Here is a 21394-nt window from a genome sequence, read left to right on the forward strand (position 1 = left end):
GGGTGATGGCGCGCTCTAGCGTGTGATCGATGGCGGCTGCGGCTCCAGTCGGTGATGCGCTGGCCCGACTGGTTGTGGTGTCCCCGGGCGACGGTCGCATCGCGGGGCTGGTTCGGCAGGTCTGTGCGCGCACGCTCGGGTTGCCCGCGTTGCCCGCGGAGGTCGTCGTTGCCGAACCGCAGTCAGCAGCCGAGGCCGTTGTCGCGGAGTTCGCCTAACAATTCAGCGCGGACGTTTCTTCGATCAGCGCCGAACAACGGTCTCGATTGTTCAAGCAGCTGGGCGACTCCACATTGGGTGCCGTCGTATCGATCTTCATCGCCGACTTCGTGCCGCGGGTGCGGGCCGGGCTGCAAGCACTGGGGGTGGGGCGGGACTATCTGGGCTGGGTGGGGGCGCCCATCGAGTGGGATCACGGCACCGATCCGTCCCAGGTGGTGTTCAACGAATTTCTGCCCGCAGTGGCCCGAATGCGCGCCCTGGACCCGGTGATCTCCGAGCTGGTGCGGCTGCGCGGTGCGGCCCAGCACAACTGTCTGCTGTGCAAACCACTGCGGGAGAGCACCGCGCTGGACGCGGGTGGCTCCGAGCCGCTCTACGGCGAGATCGAGGGTTTCGAGCATTCTGTTGTGCTCGATGACCGCGCAAAAGCAGCGCTGAGGTATACCGATACGTTAATTTGGACCCCTGCGCACCTCGCCGTCGACGATGCCGCCGAGGTGCGCTCCCGGTTCTCCGAGGCAGAGGCCATCGAGCTGACTCTTGACATCATGCGTAATGCCAGCAACAAGATCGCTGTGTCGCTGGGTGCCGATGCGCCCAGGGTCGAACGGGGCACCGAGCGTTATCGCATCGGTGCGGATGGTCAGACGGTGTTCATTTGACGGGTGTGGCTAGCGGCCGCGGGCGACGGGTCATCGCGGCGAAGGCGGTTGTCGCCATCGTCGTGGGGGTGGCGTCGGCGTGCGGGCTGACGGGCTGTTTTGGATCCGGCGGAAGGTCAGCGGCACCGAGGTTGCCCACCGGGGGCAACGAAGAATCACGGTTACCCCCGATCTATCCGGGCACGACGGTGTCGATTCCGCCGACGACCACCTCCGCGGGTCCGGCCAGCGGCATTCCGGGGGACGGCACCTTTCGGGTGGGAGTGGACATCAAGGCCGGCACCTATCGCTCCGCGGGTGGCGACTCCTGCTATTGGGAACGGCTGAGGGGGGTCGGCGGAACCCTCGACGAGGTCATCGCCAACGGCGCCGGTACCGGCCCCCAAGTGGTCCAGATCAGGCCGAGCGATGCGGCCTTCAAGACCCAACACTGTCCACCCTGGACCCTGGATTCGAGCGCCACCACGACCACGACCACGACAGCCACCACGACGTCGACCACGCCCGTGACGTTGCCGGAAGGCGCCCAAGCCTGCCCGAACGTGTCCGGGCCCGCGGGCGGATTCGCCCAGTCGGCCGCGGGAACGCCGGCGACCTCCTGTCCCTTCGCCGAGCAGGTTCGGCTCGCCTACGGAGCCGGCGCCCCCGCCGGTGCCGCACCTCGACAGGTGGAGGTGGTCAGCCCGGTGACCGGTCAGTCCTACTCGATGACCTGCACCGCCAACGGGCCGCTGGTGACGTGCAGCGGCGGTGACGGCGCGGTCGTCTACCTCTACTAGCGCCATCGCGGTGCGGCCCGCGGGCGGTGCCGTTCACCTTCTCGCCAGCTGACATTCGCCTGCCGTATGTGTGTGAATTATGTTGTAGCACTGCAATGTTCGCTTGTGTCATGGCGCCGAGTCGACGTAGGTTTGGGGCGCTATGCAGGACATCGCAAGGGAGCAAAGTGACCATGGCCGGTCATCCTGATGTTGAGCGTCCCGCGAGCCCGAAGGAGGTCGCCACCGGGGAAGGCGGGATTCGTCTCTTCGACGGCCGCAGATGGACGGTCGAAAGCCCGCACGAAACTCACGACATCACCGTGTGCATCCGCGGCATGCAGTACGCGGACGGGCGTGTCGTGTCCCGAGTAGCGGTCGGCGGGCTGCTACCTGACCAGCCCCTCACGGCACACCGGACTCGCGGGTTGGCGCGGGCATTGATCGCAGCAGCCGATGCCGCGGACGGCCCCGATGCGGTCAGCCCAAACCTTCAGCGGGATAGACCGTTTGGTGGTATTCCGGCCCGCCGCCGCCGTGACCGTACCCGCTTATCCAATGCGTCGACGGCGAGCAGGATCGGCATGGAGGCCAGCGCGACGGCCCAGCCCCACAGCGGCGGGTTCCACTGGCCGAGCAGCCTCGCCACGGGCGGCACCCACATCACGATGAGCGAGAAGGCCAGCTCGATGAGCACCGCCGGCACCAAGAGCCGGTTGGTGAACCAACCGAGCGATCCAGGCCAGCGCGAGGAGGACCGGCAGGCGAAGACGTTCGCCGTCTGAGCCAGGACCACCGTCATAAACGTCGCGCCCGATGCCGCGGCCAGGTGCGCGCCGGTGGGAAACGGATCACCAACGCGCCAGCCCAGCGCCATCAGCGACACCAGGAAAGCCGTAAGGGTGAGGACGGCTTCGAGGGGCCCCAGCAGCCCGAAGGCCCGGCGCAACACGGTGCGATTCATCAGCCGGCCATGCACCGGCGGTCCCTCGAGCAGGTGCTTGGCCGGCGGCTCGGCCCCCAGCGCAACCGCGGACAAGGTGTCGGTGCCCAGGTCGAGCGCCAGAATCTGCAGCACGCCCAGAGCCAGCGGAAACAGGCCGCCGGACAGCGCCCAGACCAGAAACGGCGCGAGTTCGGCGACATTGTCGGTCAGGTGGTAGGTCAGAAATCGCCGGATATTGACGAAGGTGGCGCGGCCCTGCTCGATCCCGGCCACGATGCCGGCGAAGGAGTCGTCGAGCAACACCAGGTCGGCGGCCTCGCGGGCGACGTCGGTGCCGGATTCGCCCATGGCCACGCCGATGTCGGCTTCGTGCAGCGCGGGGGCGTCGTTGACCCCGTCCCCGGTCATCGCCACCACGTGGCCCCTGGAACGAAGGGCTCGGGCGATGCGCAGTTTGTCCTCCGGGGAGACCCGGGCGATGACGATGCCGTCGTGGTCGAGCAGCACCGCCAGGTGTTGTTCGTCGGTGGGCAAGTCCGTCCCCGACAGCACCGGCGCGTCGGGGGAACGCAGACCCACCTCGTTGGCGATGGCCGTGGCCGTGGCCGGATGATCGCCGGTGACCATCGCCACCTTCACGCCGGCCCCCCGACAGGCCCGGAGCGAGTCGCCGATGCCCTCGCGCGGGGGATCTTCCAACGCCACCAAGCTCAGCAGCCGCAGCCCCTGGTCGCACTCTTCGAGGTTGCGGGGGGTGCGGCCGTCGCGTGGGGCCGCCGCGACGGCGAGCACCCGCAGCCCCCGGCCGGTGAACGTCTCCACCTCTTGCCGGGCTGCCGGGTTGTCCCCGCAGTGCGGGAGCACGCTGTCGGGTGCTCCCTTGACCAGAATCTGGTCCGCCGCGACCACGGCCATGCGGCGCAGTCGGGGATCGAAGGGCAAGCGCAGCGCCACGGAGCTGGTGCGACGGTCGTCGGCGGTGTGGATGCCCACCCGGCGGGCCAGGGTGTCCAACGCCGCTTCCATGGGATCCCCGTGGGCGCGCCACCGTCCGTCGACCTCTTCGGCGTACCCGGTGGAACAGCGCTGGGCCGCCAGGGCCAGTTCGCGCACCGGATCCACTGCCCCGGAAGACGACCACGCCAGCTGCGCCGTTGGACCATAGCCGGCGCCCTCGACGCTCAGCGAGCCCGCAGGGGTCCAGGCCTGCACGACGGTCATCTGGTTGCGGGTCAGGGTGCCGGTCTTGTCGGTGCAGATGAACGTCGTCGAGCCCAGCGTCTCGACGGCCTCGAGGTTGCGGACCAGGATCTGACGTTTGGCCATCTGTTCGGATCCCCAGGCCAGCGACAGGGTGACGGTGGGCAGCAGCGCCTCGGGGACCAGGTCCACCGTGACACCGATCGCGAACACGAAGGCCTGTTGGGTCGGGTTGCCCACCAGCACCGAGACGAGCAGGAAGATCGCGCCGACGCTGACCGCGATCGTCGCGGTCAGGCGCACCACGCCGCGCAGGCCGCGGGTCAGCGGGGTGTCGGGTTTGGTGGTCGAGGTCGTCAGCCGGGCAATCCCGGCCAGGCGGGTGTGCTGGCCGATCGCGGTGACTCGTGCGCACGTGTCTCCCTCGACCACGAACGTGCCCGCGAACAGCGGTTCACCGCTGGCCACGCCGCCGGCCTCGCTTTCACCGGTGAGCATCGAGGAGTCGACGAGCAGCCGGTTTTCGGTGAGCACCACGGCGTCGGCCGGCACGCGGTCGCCGCTTTCCAGCAGCGCGATGTCGTCGACCACCACATCTTCGGCTTCGATCACCTGCCGGCGGCCATCACGCCAGACCGTGATCCGCGTCGGCAGCATCTGTTGAAGCCGGTCGGCGGCCCGGTCGGCGCGGGCCTGCTGAATCAGGGCGAAGACGCCATTGAGCACGATCACGGCAACGATCGCGATGCTCAATTCGGGAAGATCGGCTAATAATGCCAGCACCGCGGCGGCCCACAGCAGCAGGGCGAAGAAATGAGTCAGCTCCCCGATCAGGCGCCGGCCCACCGAGGGCCGTTTGGCGGCCGGAAGTCGGTTGGCGCCATCGTGGGCGAGCCGTTCGGAGGCTTGCGCCGTGCTCAGCCCGGGTGGCAGGACGTCGGCCATCGGCCCTCCTCTCAACCGGTGCCGGGCTCGGCGCCGAGGGCGCGCGGTGCCCCGTGCTCGGACCCACCACTGTCACCAGCCGAAATGCTATATCCGGCGCGGTCGTTGGGCAGCGGAGAAGTCCACCGAAGCGGTGGCCTTACCCGACGCCTACGGTGATAGTTGTCGGGTGCACGGGTCTGGGGCCCGGTGGTGCTCACGCGGTCTGGCCCGGTGAGGTAGGGAGGCGCGATGCGCTGGCGCGGTGTTCACCACGTGGAATTCAATGTTGTGGACTACGACAAGTCGATCGCCTTCTATGACGCGATGTTTGGCTGGCTAGGCTACATGAGCTTCTGGACGCTCGATATCGAATATCGGTCGACGTACTACATGGCTCGGTTCCCGTTGCCGCACAGCTACATTGGCATTCAGCCCGCCGACGGTGGCGGGCAGCTACGGCATCGGGACCAGAAGGTCGGCATCAACCACATCGCGCTGTGGGCCAGAAGCCGGGCGGAAATCGATCGCTTCCATCGAGACTTTCTGCTCCCGCGGGCAATCCCCGTCACCGACCCGCCCAGGGAATATCCCATCTACACACCCGGCTACTACGCGGTGTTCTTCGACGATCCGATCAACGGCATCCACTGGGAGTTGGCGCGGCTGCCGTCGGTTCCGTCCCCGCGTGATTTCTGGAAGTCCTATCGCGCCCTGCGCGCTGTTTCGGCGGACCATCCGGAGTGGAAGCGTTCCGTTGCGCGCGAAGCCATGCGCAGCCTGCCGGGGCGAACGCCACGCTGATCTTGCTGCGCTGTCCCGTCGACGGGGCTCATCGGCCGTGGGGCACGGTTTCCCGCGGACCGTTGAGCCGGGGGTCTTGCGTCTGTCGTGGCGAGGTCGCCTCATCCGGAGCGGCGATCCTTCCACTCGCAGCCCGGCGAATTCCACGGCACATCAGACAGGTGGGTGGGGCGGTGCCAAGGGGTGCGGTGCAGCGGGGTCGCCGATGACCGGGCGGGAATCCAAATCGTTTCGGCATCAACGGCAGCCACCGCCAGAGCATTGGCTTTCGCCCGCTGTAGCAGCCTTTGTGCGTCGCTGACGGTGGTGTGCTGGTGGTCGTTGAAATCCTCGATACGGCGACCCCGGAACTGGCCCTGCAGTGCTTGCAGGGTCGCTTCGCTCACGGCATCGCGGACCCGTGGGTTGGGACTGGCGAAGACAATGGCCGCGTGGATGGACAGGCACGGGCGCCCCGCAGTCCATGTGAAAGGTTGGCCCTTGGCCAGCTCGGGTTGCCTGTTTAGCACCTCGCGAGCCAGCGATAGCGCTCGCATGACGTCCGCGGCAGTGACGGTGTCGTTGTTCATACGAGTCGCCCCCGGCAGTCGTTATGGAAGTTGTGGATTCGACGAAGCGTTAGAGCGGTTGGCCGGCGTGCCGGGCGAAGTCGACCCGATGCGACAAGCCACTGGCCGACGCGACTGCACCGGCAACAAGGCATATCGAATCATGCTGTCCACCATCATCTTTGAAATGGCGGTGCGCACTGTCAAGCAAATGGACTGACTTGAGCAGCGAGCCGGCCGCGCCATAGCTCTGGCTGTCTCAGCGGGGCCGTTTGACCTGGGCAAATTCTTCTCCACTGCGGAAATCAGTCTCACCCTGAGGGGAAATGACGGGGTGTGCGGCCTGGCCGACTGGGGTGTTCATGGTTTCAGCGCAAGCCGCTTCCGCGGTGGAGTCTGGGGCCACCAGAACCAGCGACCAAGCAGCGCCGCGATCGCTGGCGTCATGAACGAGCGCACAATCAAGGTGTCGAACAGCAGGCCCAACGCGATGGTGGTGCCGACCTGTCCAACGGTGCGCCCCGGTCGGCGGGCTGCCGCCGATCGCGTGCTGGATGTTGTCCCCGGACCGCAGATTCCCGAGCCCAGTCGGGTGCGCTGCGCTGCGTTTGTGGTCCGTCATGCTGACTTGGTCGGCCTTGGTGGCCCTCGATGGTCGATGCATTCAGCCCAACGAACCGACACGATTCATGCGAGACATCTTGCGCTCGAGGACACTGCTTCTTCCTGGTTTACCGAGGCGGCGACTATCTGTTTGCTGACGTAGTCTTCGGGCAGCCCTTCTGCAAAGAACTCAAAGCTTGTCAGCTGCGTTCTTGCGCGGGGGTTCGCCGGCGTGGTTGCGCACCGGTAGAGGCGCTCAATGAATCGGCGCGGCTCGACAATCACCGGTACAAGCCGCACATGAGACCGCACCCCGGATTTCCGTAAGCGAACCGCATTGCCGATCGGCCGGATTGTCGGGCATCCAAGATGCTTTACGAATGTCTCATACGTCGATTGGACGATGCTAAATAACCAGACCTCGTCGACGTCACGGACAAGCGCACGATGGAGCGCGTCCCGAATGATTTCGAGTACCCCACCGGGCGGGCACATCGGTGTTTTGCAAGGGCGCCGATTTCTCGCAGTATCGATTTCGGATCGCCATCTACTGAGCGCAGGAAATCGAGTCCGTCTGATGATAGGGCGCCGGCCGTCGAGGTGTACGCCGGAAGGGAGGTGAAGTCGTCATCGGGGGCAATATCTCGAATCCGCCATGTCGCCATCGCGTGACCGGTAGGGTCCGAGGACCCGAGTGACTCTTCCTCGATCTGCGAGTCTGCCACGTAGGCAATGGAGTAGGTGACGTGCTGGCCGCGTGCATGATCGAGCTCTGCAGGCAAGGCTCCGTCCACCAGCGAGTCCACCGTGACAAATTGGGATGCGACGTAGCTCTGTGCATGAATGCGACGCGCAAGGTGAACAAGGCCGGACTGCTGGGCCTCGGTGAAATGAAGATATTTGAATTCGTCGCGTCGGAGAATTGATCGATCCATGCCGGAGTTCTCCTCAGCTTGGCTTCTGTGTAGTCGTTGAGTTTCGCAAGATTATGCGATCTTACCGGCGGCGGGTCAAGTGTCAGAAATGGGACTTATGAGGTGGCCGAATCGTTCTCCGAGTTAGCGCGTTGATGATCGATTCTGCTAGTGCTGGCTCATTGTACTGCGCGGTGTTTCATTCGCCTTGTTGGTGAGAAATGTATTTATCTCCGCGCGGGTATTCGTGCAGGTCGCGGCGTTGGCGTGAGAAGCATTTTCGGGAGAGCGGAGGTGGAGAGTTTCTCAATTTACGAAAGTTCTTGACAGGGGTGCTTTGGTTTCAAATAATATGTGCCACTCGGGTGGATTTGGTGGGGCTAGGTGCTTGTTGTTTTGGGTTTCCTGGCTGTTGTGTTTTGCGCCGTCGGTTTGGCTGGGTGCGTCACGGAGGGCATTTCGATCTATGCCGGGGCGCGCCAACGCTCCTTCGGTGAAGCGCTGGGGTTGCGGGGCGGCGCCGCACGGGCCGCGACTGCCCAGGGTGCCGATGGCGACCGGCGTGAGCACTAATGTCAAAATTGTGCAGAGGCTTCTAGGGCACCCGAGAGTGGTCAAGACGCTTGATCGCCTCAGGCACCTTCACAGCCACCGCCTGGCCGCGCAGCGGGTGTCGTAGGCAAGCGATCGGAAGCGCCGGGGTATCCGGAAGCCGAAACCACGAGATCGGAGATCATGTCCGTAGCTAGATAGCGCCAGGGGCGGTAGCTCAGTTGGTTAGAGCCGCGGACTCATAATCCGTTGGTCGCGGGTTCGAGCCCCGCCCGCCCCACGCCAGAGGCTATTTTTCAAGATCAGTCTCGCCAAGTCATCGTTTATTCATCGCTTATGCGGACGGCGCTGTCCAGCAGGTCCGCTACCTGCGTGTGGATACGACCTCGGGTCATGTAGCGGTCCTGCGTCATGCTGACGTGGCTGTGGCCGAGATGATCGGCGCCGATCCGGGCCGAGAGCCCCTCGTCGTCGATGAGGGTCGCCACCGTCTTGCGGAAGCTGTGGGTGGTCACCTCGGCCACCCCGAGTTCTTCTCGCGCCGAGCGCCACTCCTTGCCGAAGTTGTTCGGGTCGCGAAGCGTCCCGGCCGTCGAGGGGAAAATGACCACTTGCTCGCCGAGGTAGGGCAGGTGCCGGCGCTTGTCGAGCACGCCGACGGCGAACTTGGGGAGCGGGATGGTTCGCCGGCCGGCGGCCGACTTGGTCTCGTCGACGCGCAGCAGGCCCTCACCGGGCACGCGGATGACCTTGCCGGTGATGGCAAGCACGCTCGCCTTCTCGTCGAAGTCGACCCAGCGCAGGCCGAGGAGCTCCGAGCGCCGAAGGCCGGTGGCGATGAGCAAGGTGATCGGATCGACGAGGTCGTGCTTTTTGCAGAAGTCGGAGCTCTGCAGCTTGGCGAGAAGTTCGCGCAGCTGGTCGGCGGTGAGCGCGACCGCGCCTTTGGGCTGGCTCTTGGACCGCAGCGGTTGCACGTCGCGCACGGGGTTGGCGCCCAGGACGCTGGCCATCACCGCGAGCTGCAGCGCGCCGCGCAGGATCGACTTCGATTGGCGGGCCATCGTCGCGCCGTGCGCGCTGCGCATGGAGCGCAGGGTCGCATCCATGCGGGCAGGTGTTGCCTCGCTCACCCGTAACCCGCCGATGAATTTCTTGAGGTTTTTGGTGGCGAAACGGTACGTCGACAGGGTGACCGGTGAGCGGCCGTCTTCGGTGAGCCGAGACAGATGCTGCTCGACGAGGTCGGCCACTTTGGTGTCCGGGCCGATCTCGCCGTGGTTGGCCGAGGGTCTGCGTTCTGCGAGCGCGGCGATCAAGGCATCCTCGGCCAGCTTGCCGTGCTGGTCGTATTCGTCAACGGGGCCCAGACTTTGGACGATGCGGGTTACGCCATCGGTGTCACGGTAACGGCAACGCGCCAGCCACACGCCACCACCGGTGTAGATCCGTTTGATCTGCCCGTGTGCACCGATGCGGAGTTGTGGCCGTCCTGCCATGGTTCCTACTCCCGCGAGGCTGGACGCCGCGAGCCATGACTTAGCAGCCCGCGCGTGGTTCCAGCGTTGCGAATCGCCCGTTTGCATTCACTGTATCGCGCAGCACCGACACGGGAACCGCTATGCGGAGCTTCGCCGGCGTTGGTTCATTTGCGTTGTCTCCCAGGCGATGACATCGCTCATTCGATACCGGACGTAGCGGCCGAACTTGGCATAGGGCGGGCCCGTGCCTTTCGATGCCCACTCGGCAGGTGTCTTCACGGGCACGCCGTAGCGGTCGGCCAGCTCCTGCCGGGTTATCCATCTGTCGTCGGTGATCTCCTCCATGGCGACTCTTTCCTCCGTTGGCTGCCCGGAAGGCTGGCCCACATGGACATCATCCGCTCTGCCTCGGGCTTATGCCACGGTCAAAGCGAACGAGCGTGCCCCTGGGGCCGCGGCGCGCGGTCGCCGAGGCGGCGGTGCACCCGCTTTTTAGAGCGCACGCGGCTACCCGTCTGCATCCTTGCTCTGTTGTCCATCGATCCTGCTTCAGACATACTGTTGTCCAACGTCTTTCCCGATAGTTCTCGTCGACTCTCGCTCATCCCGATCGCCTTTTGCTGCACCGCAAACAGATCCAGAAACCCGCCAATTGCTATGGCACATTTGCACACCGGTGTGCGAGATTAGCGGTAGCACACACATCGTGTGCTACCGCCGCGGTTGTTTGCCAGGCGGTTTCGGGTCCTGGGCGTACGACGTGTTGACGATTGCCAAGCTGTCGCGGTGGTCGATCAACTACTACAACGACGCCGCCCGTGCCGCTGGCGCGGCCGCCTTAGATGCCCAGCGCGCCGGTGGCGGGCTGGGGGAGTACTACGCCGAGCACGACACCCGCACTCCGGTCTGGCTGTGCGCAGGCGACACTCACGCCGCGGCCAAACTCGTCGGCCTGACCGACGTGCAGCGCGCGGGAGGCCCGGCCGATCCCGAGACGGTTCAGCGCTGGCTCGACGACGGCACGGCACCCAATGGCCAGTGCGGGCGGGCGTTCGGCAAGCGGGGCGTGCATGGCTTCGACCTGACCTTCTGCGCCCCGAAAAGCGTGTCGTTGATCCGCGCGCTTCGGGCCGGCGATGTGGCCGACAAAGCCATCGCTGACGCGCACGCGACCGCGGTCTCGGAGGCCCTGGAATACCTCGCGGTCCATGCCGGATACACCCGAGTACACAACCCGGAGACGGGTGAGAAAGACCTTGTGCGGTTGCCCGGTTTGGCGGCGATCGCCTACCAGCACGAGACCTCCCGTGCGGGCGATCCGCACCTGCACACGCACGTCATCGTCCCAAACCGGCAGGCCCGTGCCGATGGCCAGCTGGTGTCGATTGATGGCACGTCGCTGTATCACGAAGCCAAAGCCGCCGGGGTCATCTACCAGGCCACGTTGCGCCGCGAACTCCACCAGTCTCTGGGCTTTGAGTGGCTGCCGGTGGAACCCGCCACCGGCATGGCCGAAGTCGCCGGCATCGCCCCCGAAAGCATCACCGGCTGGTCCCAACGCTCCACCCAGTTGCGCGAGTGGGCGGCCGGAAATCTGGCGCTGGCTGACGGCGAAAACCTTTCGCCCGCACAGCTGGGCGCCGCCCAAAGAGCCACCCGCCCGACCAAACCCGAACAACTTTCTTTCGCCGAGCTGCGGGCCACCTGGCGCACCGATGAACGGGGACTGCGCCTCGACGATGCGGCCCGGCGGGCGGCCCGCCAAGCCCGCCGCTAGGCGTCACGGCAGCCGTTGGATCGGCGCCGCCTGGCCGCGGCCGCCGAGCAGATCGACAAGGCCGCGTTCACCCGCGCCGACCTGGTGGAGATCGTCGCCGCACAACTGCCCGTCGACACCGAGCACAGCCCACGCCGGCTCGTCGAGGCCGCCGTCGATGAGATAGGGATCCGGCTCACCGCGGCGCGGCAACCCCATCAGCGCGAGGGCCAAGAACGCTTCACCCTCGGCCGCATCTTGGCCGAAGAAGCCGTTCTGCTGGAGCTTGTCGACGCACGGGACGCCCGGTCGGAATTGTGGGTGAAGGAACGCGACACCGACGGGCTGTCACCGGATCAAAAGCGCGCCGTGGAAAACATCGCCATCTCGCCTTGGTTGGTGCAGCCGCTCAGTGCCCCGGCGGGCGCCGGGAAGACGACCTCCCTATGAGCGCTGGCGGCGATGGTGCGCCGCCGCCACAGCGGCCGCGTCTTCGTGCTGGCCCCGACCGGCAACGCCGTCGACGTCGCCATCCGCGAAGGCGCCGGCGATGTCGGCTACACCATCGCCAAAGCTCTCCGCGAATTGGATAACGGCACCCTCACGCTGGGCCACCTCGACCTGGTCGTGGTCGACGAAGCCGCCATGGTCGGCACCGACGATCTACGTCGACTGCTCACCGCCACAACAACAGCCAGAACCAAGACGGTGCTCGTCGGAGATGCCCACCAACTGGCCCCGGTCAAGGCCCGCGGCGGCATGTTCGCCCAACTGTGCGCCGATCTGCCCTGGACCCAGGAACTCTCCGAAGTCTGGCGCATGCGCGACCCCGAAGAGCGCACCGCCTCGCTGGCCCTGCGCGACGGCGGACCCGCCCCGGTGCGCCGCGCCGTCGAGTGGTACCGCACCCACGACCGGCTGCACACGGGTGATGCCATCGCCATGGCCGCCGACGCCCTGACGGCCTACAAACACGACACCGCCGCTGGCAGAAACGCCTTGCTGATCTGCGATACCACCGAGATGACTGATGCCCTCAATCGCCGCATCCACCACGACACCATTGCCGCTGACCGACCCACCATCATTGCCGCACGCGGGCACCGCATCGCGGTCGGTGACCTGATCATCAGCCGCCGCAACGACCCCACCCTGCCCGTCTTCGACGCCACCGACATCAACAAGCACGCCGACCCGGTGCGCAACGGAAACCGCTGGCGCGTCTACGCCGTCGACCCCGACAACAATCGCATCGCCGCCCGCCGCCTCCTCGATGGCGCTCGCGCCGCGTTCACCGGGCAATACCTGCGCGAGCACATCACCTACGGCTACGCCATCACCGTGCACTCCGCACAGGGAGTTACAGCCGACACCACCCACGCCGTTCTTGGCGAAAACACCACCCGCGCACTGTTCTATGTCGCCATGACCCGCGGCCGCGACACCAACACCGCCTACCTGCACGAGCGGATGGCCGGTGAAAACGAGCACAGCCAATCTGACGGTGCCCATATCCCGCGGCGCGGCACCGCCAAAGAAGCCGCACAGCTGGCCCGCACACTCGTCGCCAACCACGACGAACAAGCCCGCACCGCTCACCAGATCGCACAAGACGCTGACGCTTCGGCGCTACCTGAACGCGTTCGTAGCCTTCTTCGCCGGCGCTCCGACGCGATCCGGCAAAGATGCACCACTTACCAGCAATGGCGTAACGCCGTTGCAGGAATGAACATCACCGACGGGTACACACTTGATCAGCACATCGACCGCAGCCGAGGTCAGTACGTCGGCTACCAGGCAGGCCTATGAATTCGCTGCAGGGAAATTCTCCGTGCTGGGAGCGGAGACGGCCTCAGAGAAGTTCGACGACAATGAGCCGCGTAGTTGGGACCAGCAGGGCTTCTTGCCGCTAGCGTGCTAGGCAGAGGACATCGGCGCGCACCGAGTCGTCCGATGCTGGCCTGACCCCGTGAACTGGTCCGCGGCGAACGAGAGTCATTCATCGGTGGGTACAGGCGGCAGCATAGCGGGCAGGCGGTAGGTAGCCCAGCGATGAATGCCGCCGATGATGGTTGTACTCGTGCTTCCAGTCGCCGATGACGACACGGGCCTGGGCCAGTGACCAGAAGCTATTGATGTTGAGGCACTCGTCGCGGATGCGGGAGTTGAACGACTCAACATAGCCGTTGCGCCATGGCTCGCCGGGCGGGATGAAGTGGAGTCCGACCTGGCCCTCGGCCCAGTCTGCCATTGCGCTGCAAGCCATTCGGGTCCGTTGTCACACCGCAGCACCGCGGGTAAGGCCCCGCGCCCGGCGGCTATGCGGCCCAACTCCTCGGTGAGGTGATCACCGGTGATGCTGCGCTCGACCATACCGCCGAGGCATTGGCGGGTGTGCTCGTCGATGATCGACACGATCTTGATCGGCCGCCCATCGGTGGTCACGTCGAACTGGAAGTCCACCGCCCACACCCGATCGGGTGCATCGGCGACTACCTCTGGCGGGGCGGTGGAGGTGCCGTGCCGTTTGCACTTGCGACGCTGCGGGACCCGCAGTCCTTCCTCACGCCAAAGCCGTTGCACCTTCTTATGGTTCACTTCCCAGCCTTCGCCGCGGGCATCGTGGTAGGCCGGTCGGAACCCGCGACGAGGATGCTTGTTGGCGTAGTCGCGTAGCCACTCCCTCAGAGCGGCGTCCGGATCGGCCGGCGTGCCCGCAACCGGTTCGTGGCGTTGGGTGGCGCGGTGCTGTCCGGTGACGCGGCAGGCAAACCGCTCGCTGACCCCCAGCACGCGCTGGAGATGACGAACGGCCGCCCGCCGGCGCTCCGGGCCTAAAAGTTTCCCCGGGCGATCTCCCACAGCGCGTCCTTCTCCAACTCGGCATCGGCCAACAACCTTTTGAGTGCGGCGTTCTCGCGTTCGAGGTCCTTGAGCCGTTTAGCGTCCTCGGCCTTCAGGCCGCCGAACTGGTTGCGCCACCGGTGGTAGGTAGCCTCAGAGACCCCCAGCTCGCGGCAGACCGCCGCGGTGTCCTTGCACTCGGCCAACAGCCCGTCCGCGGTCATCAGCTTGCGCACAATCTGCTCCGGACTGTGCCGTTTCCTCGTCGCCATGATCTTGTCGAGCCTTCCTGCCCACAACGTGGGCCACAAGACTCTCACAAGCCGTGGATCAACCGATCGGGGTCAGGCCAATGCGAGTCGAGGCCGATTTCCCACGGAATTTGACGTGTTACTGCGGTTCTTGCTCGGCGAAGGCTAGACGGTGACGGAGCTCGTTTCCGCGCTGGTTGGGGATTAGGCGCTCGTGTTGCAGGCGGCCAACTACGATTCCGGGATCGACCCCGATTTGCTCAGCGAACGTCGGGATGTCAGTGAGCGTTAGTCGCCGAAGTTCATGATCGTGTTCGGGAGGAACCAGCGTGCGGGAGGCGAAACGGTCGGCCTCCTCTTCCCATTGCTGCAAGCTGTGGTCACGCGGAAGGCCGGTTCCCTCAATGAAGATGCGTTTCTTGCCATGGAGGAGTACATGCGCAGCTTCATGGAAGAAGCTGAACCAGAAGATGTCCTCCCAGCGGTGACGAAGGCTCATCTGGATCAGCGCTTTCGTGGGGGAGAGCCATCTTGTTGCGCCATTCGCCCGGGTGCCGCGGAACGTATCAACAATGACTACGGCGACGCCTGCGTGGGCGCAAATACGAATGAGCGCCGGTTCCCATTCGGCGGGATTCAGTCTTGTCAGCCCCCGGGCTTCGCGGACTGCTTCATGAAAGCGCTCGTTGTCAAAGGGCGCGCATTCGATCGCCGCCGCCTCGATCTCGCCCAGGCGCAGCCACGTCGCAAGGGCCTTCTCATCGCTTTCGAATCGCTGTGACTTCCTATACGCGGCGACAGGATCGGACCACAGCTTTGGACTCGCTATGGCGAAGAAATGCAGCAGCTCGTTGACAAGATCCGGTCCGGTGCTGCTCGAGATGAGGCGACGCTTTCGGAGCTCGGCCACAGGAAAGCTCTTCGCCCAGTCCAGCGCGGACGCGAGTTCGCGACTCTCTTTCTGCCGTGCGATGTCCGCTCGATAGAGCGATTGTCTGTTTAGCCAGAAGGCTGTTGAGACTCCGAACACCTTCTCGAGCCCAAGCGCCAGTTCAGCTGAGATCGACGCTACGCCCTTCACGACCTGGTTGATGTGCTTCGGTGATACGCCCAAGCGCTGTGCGAGCTCCATCTGCGTCATACCCACCTGATCAAGCATGTCGGCGACTGTCGCACCTGGAGCGCTGGCATAGTCGGGTTGAAATGCCCGCGTAGGATTCATATGGTTCGGCATTGGCGTCCGTTTCCACGCATGTCAATCGTGATAGTCCACGACCTCCAGTACGCACACCGATTCCACTAGAGCCCAGTCCAATCCGCCATCGGCGCGGCGGATGTTGGATCCGTTCGGCGAAAAGATGAGGCGCCTTCCGCCCTCCACATCGAGCGCGAGCTGCCCGCGGCGGTTCCCGTCGAGCTCATGGCAGCGCCCCGGGAGACGACGGAATTCGTCCAGAGTGGGCGCTGCGACTAGGTCCTGTCTGCTAATTGCGGACGCGGTGGTAGGTGATGATGGCGGCCAGGGTGACACCGCCGAGGTAGGTCAGGGCGTATTTGTCGTAGCGGGTGGCGACCGCGCGCCAGTGTTTGAGCCGGTTGAAGCTTCGCTCGACGGTGTTGCGGTGCTTGTAGATTCGGCCTGAGAACCCCGGAGGCCGTCCTCTGTTGCGGCCTTTGGCTTTGCGGCGGGTGATCTGGTCGCTGCGCTCGGGGATGGTGTGGGCGATCTTGAGCCGGCGCAGCTGTGCCCGCGTCGAGTCATGGGAGTACGCCTTGTCCGCCAGCAGGCGAAACGGGGCGTATGAGTTGCTGCACCGGGCGGCCAGCAATGGCCAAAGCATCGGATTATCACCGGCTTGACCGGCCGACAGTGCCAGGGTGACCGGACTGCACAGCTGGTCGGTCAAGGCGTGGATCTTGGTAGTCAGCCCGCCGCGGGAATGCCCAATGGCGTGGTCATCGGGCTCATCGAGATATTTCTTGTAATTCGACAGATCCCCCTGTGCGGCGCCCGGGGCGCTCCGGCTGCGTGTTGGTGGGCGCGCACACTGGTCGAATCGACCGACAACAGTGCGCCCAGGTCGGCGTCCTCGGCGTCGAGGTCAGAGGCGATCGCCGCGAAGATCCGCGCGTAGATGCCATCGACCGACCAGCGTAGATGCCTCTCGGCCACCGATTGCCAGGGACCGAAGTGCTCGGGCAGGTCACACCACGGAGATCCCGTACGGTAACGCCAGATAATGCCCTCCAGAGTACGTCGATGATCGTTCCACGGCCGGCCACGCCGCCGCCCCGCAGGCAACACCGCCACGATCAGCGACCACAAATCATCAGAAATCGCATGCGTCCGCATCACCCAAACAGCATCAGCCAAAACACCATTCACATTAAGCAGACACGCCCTAGTCGCTCTGCAGCCGGCGCCAGCGCAGAACAAGAACGGCATCGTCGTGACCGCCTCGACCGCGGCGCACTACGGCCTGACGAAGATCAGTGATCTCGGCCGGGTGATCGGCGAACCGGACGGGAACGGCTGACCGTCTCGGCTGCTGCCGATCCGCACCTGACGGATTGCGCTGCACCGCAGCCAATCTCGCCTGGGCGTGGGAGGTCCCCGATAGTCGGTCCCACTGATTCACCGGGGGCGCGCGATCAGCACTGGACAACGTGGCTGATCGACCCGAACGCAGTCAGGAACCCGATTTCGCATTCTCGTCCGGTAAGAAGTCAAGGTGGAGCCCTGGTCTATGAGGTGCCGATCAAGAAAGGCCCATTGCACGTCGGGCTTTCCCGGTGTACCCAGTTGCACTGACACTGGCGAGAGCCTGACGACCACAACCTGAAGAGACACGTCTACAACATTCTGCGAGAGGGATCGGATCACTCTCGAGTTTCCTGAAACGAAGCACGTGCGACTTTGTACCGGGCGCTTTACGGTAGATGACGTGGTTGCGGTGGGTGGTTTGGAGGTTGTCGATGATCTCGGCTCGGCGCGGTGGTTGACCGAAAGCATGCGCAGCTTTGCTGAGAACGTCGGGTCGGTAGTCCCGGACACCTTTGCCGCCTACGCTCGAGTGTTCCACCCGCCGACAACCACGGTGACGCCGTGAGCTGGGCTCAGATCGCCCGAGCTAACCGAAAAATCGTCCATCCGCAGATGCAGTTCACCCGATTGATCGGCTACCGGTCTCGATATGTCTCGGGGTACTCCGATAGTCAACCCGGTCTCTTCGACGAAGCACCAACGGTAGGAACGCTGCCTCCCGGCACCGCTGCCTCGCTCGCCCGCGTTCTGTCGCACCACACCACGATCGCTGACCACTGCTGGTTTGCGGTGTGGGCCGGCCGCGGCGAACTCTACCAGGCCTTTCATGACAGACCGACCTTCGCGCTCCCCAACCGCGACTACCATCTTGCTCACGGCCCCCTCGCCGCACTCACCCAGTCATTGAGCACCGACAGCGGCCACTCGTGGCACCTCTCCGCCAACCTGTGCTGGCCAGACGACCACACCTGGTGCCTAGCCACCGAAATCGACTTTGACAGCACCTACCTCGGCGCCTCGCAAGCCTGCATTGAAGATCTGGTACCGGACTCGGAACTGGAAGCCATGCGGCTCGATGTCACCGCGGGCGTCACCGCCGACAGCGACACCCTCAACGAGGCACCGCCGGAGTAGCTACCAGAAGCCGCGACCTATCCTCCCGGGGATACCGGGTGCCGCCAAGTGTGCAACCGGTGAGACGATGGCTACCGATGCCGCCAATCCGGGGCAATCGTCGTTCTGCGCGCCAGCGGAGAACTGCGCGCGTGTCGTGCCATACGACTCAATGGACTCGCCAGCGTTCCGGCGCGCGAGCCGCTAGTCGCTTCGGGCTGTGAAGAGCAGATTGACCTGGGATAGGAGTTCTGCGATCTTCAATCCGATGAATTCGCAATTCCTTTGGCGACGGCGATCGGCGGGTGGGTCTCTGTCCGCGATTCGCTCGGTGGTGGCTGCGGTGGGCAACTCGGCGGTCATCGGCTGTTGTGTCGCCGCGATATCCGCATGTGTCAACACAAGTGCCGAAGCCGCACCGGGCGTGACTACCGACTCCTTGATCGTCGGCATCGATGACGTGCGCCGTATCGCTAGCTTCGATGGCCTCACGTCAGAGCAGGGATCAGACGTGCGCTCACCGCGCCACACGGACTCGGACGCTCCGGGGCCATGCCGTGCGGTCTTCGACCAGAACGTTGTGTTCGGCAGCGGCTGGGCACAGTTTCGGTCGGTGACATACAACGGAACAATCAACACCGGGCCGGGGCAACCTCATATGGCTGCGGTTGTCACACAGGGATCGGCATCTATCCGGATGATGGTGCGGCGCGCGACGCGTTCGATCGACTTGTTCCGGCGCTGACAGCATGTTCCGATATGCAGGCTAAACACTACGATTTCACAATCGCTCAGCCGAATCCCTCGACCGTGGCCCTTAAGTCGGATCGATGGAATGTGATGTATCGCCTGCAATCTTCGGTACTGATTGATGTGGCGGTGTTGGGTCTTCCGCAGTCTGAGCAGACAGCGAATGCTGTAGTTGATGCGATCACCGATCGCATGAAGTAGTTACTCAGGCCCGTTCTGGGCGGCAGCTCGCCAACGGCGACAGCGAGCAATTCGGCTTCTGGTTTAGAGAAATTCCAGCGAATAGGACCTTGGGATCTTCTAGGGCGTGTCTGCTTAATGTGAATGGTGTTTTGGCTGATGCTGTTTGGGTGATGCGGACGCATGCGATTTCTGATGATTTGTGGTCGCTGATCGTGGCGGTGTTGCCTGCGGGGCGGCGGCGTGGCCGGCCGTGGAACGATCATCGACGTACTCTGGAGGGCATTATCTGGCGTTACCGTGCGGGATCTCCGTGGTGTGACCTGCCCGAGCACTTCGGTCCCTGGCAATCGGTGGCCGAGAGGCATCTACGCTGGTCGGTCGATGGCATCTACGCGCGGATCTTCGCGGCGATCGCCTCTGACCTCGACGCCGAGGACGCCGACCTGGGCGCACTGTTGTCGGTCGATTCGACCAGTGTGCGCGCCCACCAACACGCAGCCGGAGCGCCCCGGGCGCCGCACAGGGGGATCTGTCGAATTACAAGAAATATCTCGATGAGCCCGATGACCACGCCATTGGGCGTTCCCGCGGCGGGCTGACTACCAAGATCCACGCCTTGACCGACCAGCTGTGCAGTCCGGTCACCCTGGCACTGTCGGCCGGTCAAGCCGGTGATAATCCGATGCTTTGGCCACTGCTGGCCGCCCGGTGCAGCAACTCATACGCCCCGTATCACCTGCTGGCGGACAAGGCGTACTCCCATGACTCGACGCGGGCACAGCTGCGCCGGCTCAAGATCGCCCATACCATCCCCGAGCGCAGCGACCAGATCACCCGCCGCAAAGCCAAAGGCCGCAACAGAGGACGGCCTCCGGGGTTCTCAGGCCGAATCTACAAGCACCGCAACACCGTCGAGCGAAGCTTCAACCGGCTCAAACACTGGCGCGCGGTCGCCACCCGCTACGACAAATACGCCCTGACCTACCTCGGCGGTGTCACCCTGGCCGCCATCATCACCTACCACCGCGTCCGCAATTAGCAGACAGGACCTAAGTGCGTAGCGGTGTTGAAGAACTCGACTGTCTTGGGGTGGGCACCCGCGGTGAGCGGATTGCACCCACTCGTTCTCGACGTCAGGCCCACCGCCTGGCGCGCTCTAGTACATGATTCTTGGCCCGGACGGCGTCAAGGCGAACCCATGTCAATGGCCAAGTTGAAGTATCCGCTGGTGGCCAGATAGAAGTATCCACCCCGGGCGGTAGTTCCTAGGTTGGTGTGGGTTGCTCCTTCCGGTGCTGGGCGTCCTTCATGCGGTAGGAGTCGCCGTCGGTGATGACGAGGGTGGCGTGGTGTAGCAGGCGGTTGAGGATGCTGACTGCGGTGGTCTGCTCGGGCAGGAACCGGCCCCATTGTTCGAAGGGCCAGTGTGACCCGATGGCCAGGCTGCGGCGTTCGTAGGCGCCGGCGACCAAGCGGAACAGCAGTTGGGTACCGGTGTCATCGAGTGGGGCGAAGCCGAGTTCGTCCAAGATGATCAGGTCGACCCGCAGCAGCGATTCGATGATCTTGCCGACGGTGTTGTCGGCCAGGCCGCGGTAGAGGGTCTCGACGAGATCAGCGGCGGTGAAGTAGCGGACCCTGAGCCCGGCGTGGATCGCCGCGGTCCCCAACCCGATCAGGGTGTGGGATTTGCCGGTGCCGGCCGGGCCGATGATCGCCAGGTTCTGTTGGGCCCGTATCCATTCCAGACTTGACAGGTAGTCGAAAACCTTCGGCGGGATCGACGAGGCGGCCACGTCGAAGGACTCCAACGTTTTCGAGACGGGGAACGCGGCGGCCTTGAGCCGGTTGACGATGTTGGAGGCATCCCGGGCGGCCAGTTCGGTCTCGACGAGCGTGCGCAGCACTTCCTCAGGAGTCCAGCGTTGGGTCTTGGCGGTCAGCAAGACCTCGGGTGCGCTGCGCCGCACCGCGGCCAACTTCAACCGCCGCAGCCCGGCATCCAGATCAGCGGCCAGCGGCGGCACCGACGGCGGCGCCACGGGTTCGACGGCAGTCGTTGGTGATGTCGTGGTCATGAGATCACCTCGTCATCGGCTCCGACGGGTCCGATCTTGTAGGCGTCCAGGGAACGCATCGGGGCGACCGGTAGGTCCAGAATCAGCGCATCCCCGGCAGGGCGGGGTTGTGGGGTTCCGGTGCCCGCGGCCAGGATGGAGCGCACGTCGGCGGCCCGGAACCGGCGAAACGCCACCGCCCGGTGCAGCGCCGCGATCAGCGCGTCGGTGCCGTGGGCGGCCCCCAGGGCGAGCAGGATCTCCAGCTCTGCGGCTAGGTC

General features: G+C 64.8%; 17 protein-coding genes, 1 tRNA gene and 7 pseudogenes. 12 read left to right on the top strand and 13 right to left on the bottom strand.

From position 1 onward, the window contains the following. The first annotated feature begins 29 nt into the window (after nucleotides 1–29). Both G6N41_RS15070 and G6N41_RS15075 read left to right on the top strand, forming a co-directional pair. Nucleotides 30–884, top strand: a pseudogene (locus G6N41_RS15070) (carboxymuconolactone decarboxylase family protein). Between the two features lie 5 nt (nucleotides 885–889). Next, on the top strand, nucleotides 890–1663 hold the full coding sequence (locus G6N41_RS15075; protein WP_172607293.1) for a hypothetical protein: 774 nt from the start codon (nucleotides 890–892) through the stop codon (nucleotides 1661–1663). Between the two features lie 472 nt (nucleotides 1664–2135). Here the strand turns inward: G6N41_RS15075 and G6N41_RS15080 are convergent, their stop codons facing one another. Further along, the gene (locus G6N41_RS15080; RefSeq protein ID WP_198913237.1) at nucleotides 2136–4733 is read right to left on the bottom strand and encodes a cation-translocating P-type ATPase; all 2598 of its coding nucleotides are present in this window, start codon (nucleotides 4731–4733) and stop codon (nucleotides 2136–2138) included. A gap of 231 nt (nucleotides 4734–4964) precedes the next feature. Between G6N41_RS15080 and G6N41_RS15085 the strand changes: the two genes are divergently transcribed. Next, entirely contained in the window at nucleotides 4965–5516 is a 552-nt protein-coding gene (locus G6N41_RS15085; RefSeq protein ID WP_036456289.1) for a VOC family protein, read from the top strand. A gap of 101 nt (nucleotides 5517–5617) precedes the next feature. Here G6N41_RS15085 and G6N41_RS30340 read toward each other — a convergent pair whose 3' ends face one another. Next, on the bottom strand, nucleotides 5618–6085 hold the full coding sequence (locus G6N41_RS30340; protein WP_198913238.1) for a DUF6197 family protein: 468 nt from the start codon (nucleotides 6083–6085) through the stop codon (nucleotides 5618–5620). On the opposite strand from G6N41_RS30340, the gene G6N41_RS15095 reads away from it, so the two are divergent. Beyond that, nucleotides 6051–6284 carry a hypothetical protein gene (locus G6N41_RS15095; RefSeq protein ID WP_198968058.1) on the top strand — a complete coding sequence of 78 codons (234 nt, stop codon included), beginning with the start codon at nucleotides 6051–6053 and terminating at the stop codon, nucleotides 6282–6284. The genes G6N41_RS30340 and G6N41_RS15095 overlap by 35 nt on opposite strands. A gap of 140 nt (nucleotides 6285–6424) precedes the next feature. On the opposite strand, the pseudogene G6N41_RS15100 reads toward G6N41_RS15095, so the two are convergent. Together G6N41_RS15100 and G6N41_RS15105 are read right to left on the bottom strand one after the other, a co-directional pair. Beyond that, nucleotides 6425–6583, bottom strand: a pseudogene (locus G6N41_RS15100) (MMPL family transporter); the annotation flags it as partial. Nucleotides 6584–7041: 458 nt separating this feature from the next. Further along, nucleotides 7042–7602 (bottom strand): hypothetical protein, encoded by a 561-nt coding sequence (locus tag G6N41_RS15105; protein ID WP_231608499.1) that lies wholly within the window; start codon nucleotides 7600–7602, stop codon nucleotides 7042–7044. A gap of 363 nt (nucleotides 7603–7965) precedes the next feature. Here G6N41_RS15105 and G6N41_RS15110 point away from each other — a divergent pair, with 363 nt between their 5' ends. After that, the gene (locus tag G6N41_RS15110; protein WP_198913239.1) at nucleotides 7966–8154 is read left to right on the top strand and encodes a hypothetical protein; all 189 of its coding nucleotides are present in this window, start codon (nucleotides 7966–7968) and stop codon (nucleotides 8152–8154) included. A 185-nt stretch (nucleotides 8155–8339) separates the two neighbouring features. Continuing rightward, nucleotides 8340–8413: transfer RNA gene (locus G6N41_RS15115), tRNA-Ile, on the top strand. A gap of 43 nt (nucleotides 8414–8456) precedes the next feature. Here G6N41_RS15115 and G6N41_RS15120 read toward each other — a convergent pair. Further along, complete coding sequence (locus G6N41_RS15120; protein WP_198913240.1) at nucleotides 8457–9632, bottom strand: site-specific integrase; 1176 nt, start codon at nucleotides 9630–9632, stop codon at nucleotides 8457–8459. A gap of 120 nt (nucleotides 9633–9752) precedes the next feature. Further along, on the bottom strand, nucleotides 9753–9959 hold the full coding sequence (locus tag G6N41_RS15125; RefSeq protein WP_198913241.1) for a helix-turn-helix transcriptional regulator: 207 nt from the start codon (nucleotides 9957–9959) through the stop codon (nucleotides 9753–9755). A gap of 415 nt (nucleotides 9960–10374) precedes the next feature. On the opposite strand from G6N41_RS15125, the pseudogene mobF reads away from it, so the two are divergent. Beyond that, nucleotides 10375–13179 (top strand): annotated as a pseudogene (mobF, locus tag G6N41_RS15130) (MobF family relaxase). A 190-nt stretch (nucleotides 13180–13369) separates the two neighbouring features. Here mobF and G6N41_RS15135 read toward each other — a convergent pair. The 4 genes and pseudogenes from G6N41_RS15135 to G6N41_RS15150 form a co-directional block, all read right to left on the bottom strand. Then, nucleotides 13370–14486 (bottom strand): annotated as a pseudogene (locus G6N41_RS15135) (IS3-like element ISMyma1 family transposase). Between the two features lie 118 nt (nucleotides 14487–14604). Beyond that, nucleotides 14605–15699, bottom strand: coding sequence for a HigA family addiction module antitoxin (locus tag G6N41_RS15140; protein WP_321573790.1), 1095 nt, complete (start codon nucleotides 15697–15699; stop codon nucleotides 14605–14607). 21 nt (nucleotides 15700–15720) lie between these two features. Then, nucleotides 15721–15996: a hypothetical protein gene (locus G6N41_RS15145; RefSeq protein ID WP_198913243.1), complete on the bottom strand. Its 276-nt coding sequence runs from the start codon at nucleotides 15994–15996 to the stop codon at nucleotides 15721–15723. Further along, nucleotides 15950–16821, bottom strand: a pseudogene (locus G6N41_RS15150) (IS5 family transposase). The gene G6N41_RS15145 and the pseudogene G6N41_RS15150 overlap by 47 nt, the downstream one beginning before the upstream one ends. On the opposite strand from G6N41_RS15150, the gene G6N41_RS29605 reads away from it, so the two are divergent. The 3 genes from G6N41_RS29605 to G6N41_RS15160 all read left to right on the top strand — a co-directional run bounded on the left by G6N41_RS29605 (nucleotide 16817) and on the right by G6N41_RS15160 (nucleotide 18144). Beyond that, nucleotides 16817–17002 (top strand): glycine betaine ABC transporter substrate-binding protein, encoded by a 186-nt coding sequence (locus tag G6N41_RS29605; protein WP_259594286.1) that lies wholly within the window; start codon nucleotides 16817–16819, stop codon nucleotides 17000–17002. The pseudogene G6N41_RS15150 and the gene G6N41_RS29605 sit on opposite strands and share 5 nt — an antisense overlap. Nucleotides 17003–17419: 417 nt before the next feature. Beyond that, on the top strand, nucleotides 17420–17575 hold the full coding sequence (locus tag G6N41_RS28645; RefSeq protein ID WP_231608505.1) for a hypothetical protein: 156 nt from the start codon (nucleotides 17420–17422) through the stop codon (nucleotides 17573–17575). Continuing rightward, the gene (locus G6N41_RS15160) at nucleotides 17572–18144 is read left to right on the top strand and encodes a hypothetical protein (RefSeq protein ID WP_231608511.1); all 573 of its coding nucleotides are present in this window, start codon (nucleotides 17572–17574) and stop codon (nucleotides 18142–18144) included. The genes G6N41_RS28645 and G6N41_RS15160 overlap by 4 nt, the downstream gene beginning before the upstream one ends. A 183-nt stretch (nucleotides 18145–18327) precedes the next feature. Here G6N41_RS15160 and G6N41_RS15165 read toward each other — a convergent pair whose 3' ends face one another. Then, complete coding sequence (locus G6N41_RS15165; RefSeq protein WP_198968059.1) at nucleotides 18328–18576, bottom strand: hypothetical protein; 249 nt, start codon at nucleotides 18574–18576, stop codon at nucleotides 18328–18330. A gap of 99 nt (nucleotides 18577–18675) precedes the next feature. Here G6N41_RS15165 and G6N41_RS15170 point away from each other — a divergent pair, with 99 nt between their 5' ends. Both G6N41_RS15170 and G6N41_RS15175 read left to right on the top strand, forming a co-directional pair. Beyond that, complete coding sequence (locus G6N41_RS15170) at nucleotides 18676–19074, top strand: sensor domain-containing protein (protein ID WP_231608512.1); 399 nt, start codon at nucleotides 18676–18678, stop codon at nucleotides 19072–19074. Between the two features lie 149 nt (nucleotides 19075–19223). Next, nucleotides 19224–20095, top strand: a pseudogene (locus G6N41_RS15175) (IS5 family transposase). 226 nt (nucleotides 20096–20321) lie between these two features. Here the strand turns inward: G6N41_RS15175 and istB are convergent. Then, nucleotides 20322–21134, bottom strand: coding sequence for an IS21-like element helper ATPase IstB (gene istB, locus G6N41_RS15180; protein ID WP_198913244.1), 813 nt, complete (start codon nucleotides 21132–21134; stop codon nucleotides 20322–20324). Further along, nucleotides 21131–21391, bottom strand: a pseudogene (locus G6N41_RS15185) (IS21 family transposase); the annotation flags it as partial. The pseudogene G6N41_RS15185 and the gene istB, both read right to left, overlap by 4 nt. Between the last annotated feature and the right edge of the window lie 3 nt (nucleotides 21392–21394).

Origin of the sequence: Mycobacterium shottsii (assembly GCF_010728525.1) — a bacterium.
Taxonomy (GTDB): Bacteria; Actinomycetota; Actinomycetes; order Mycobacteriales; family Mycobacteriaceae; genus Mycobacterium; species Mycobacterium marinum.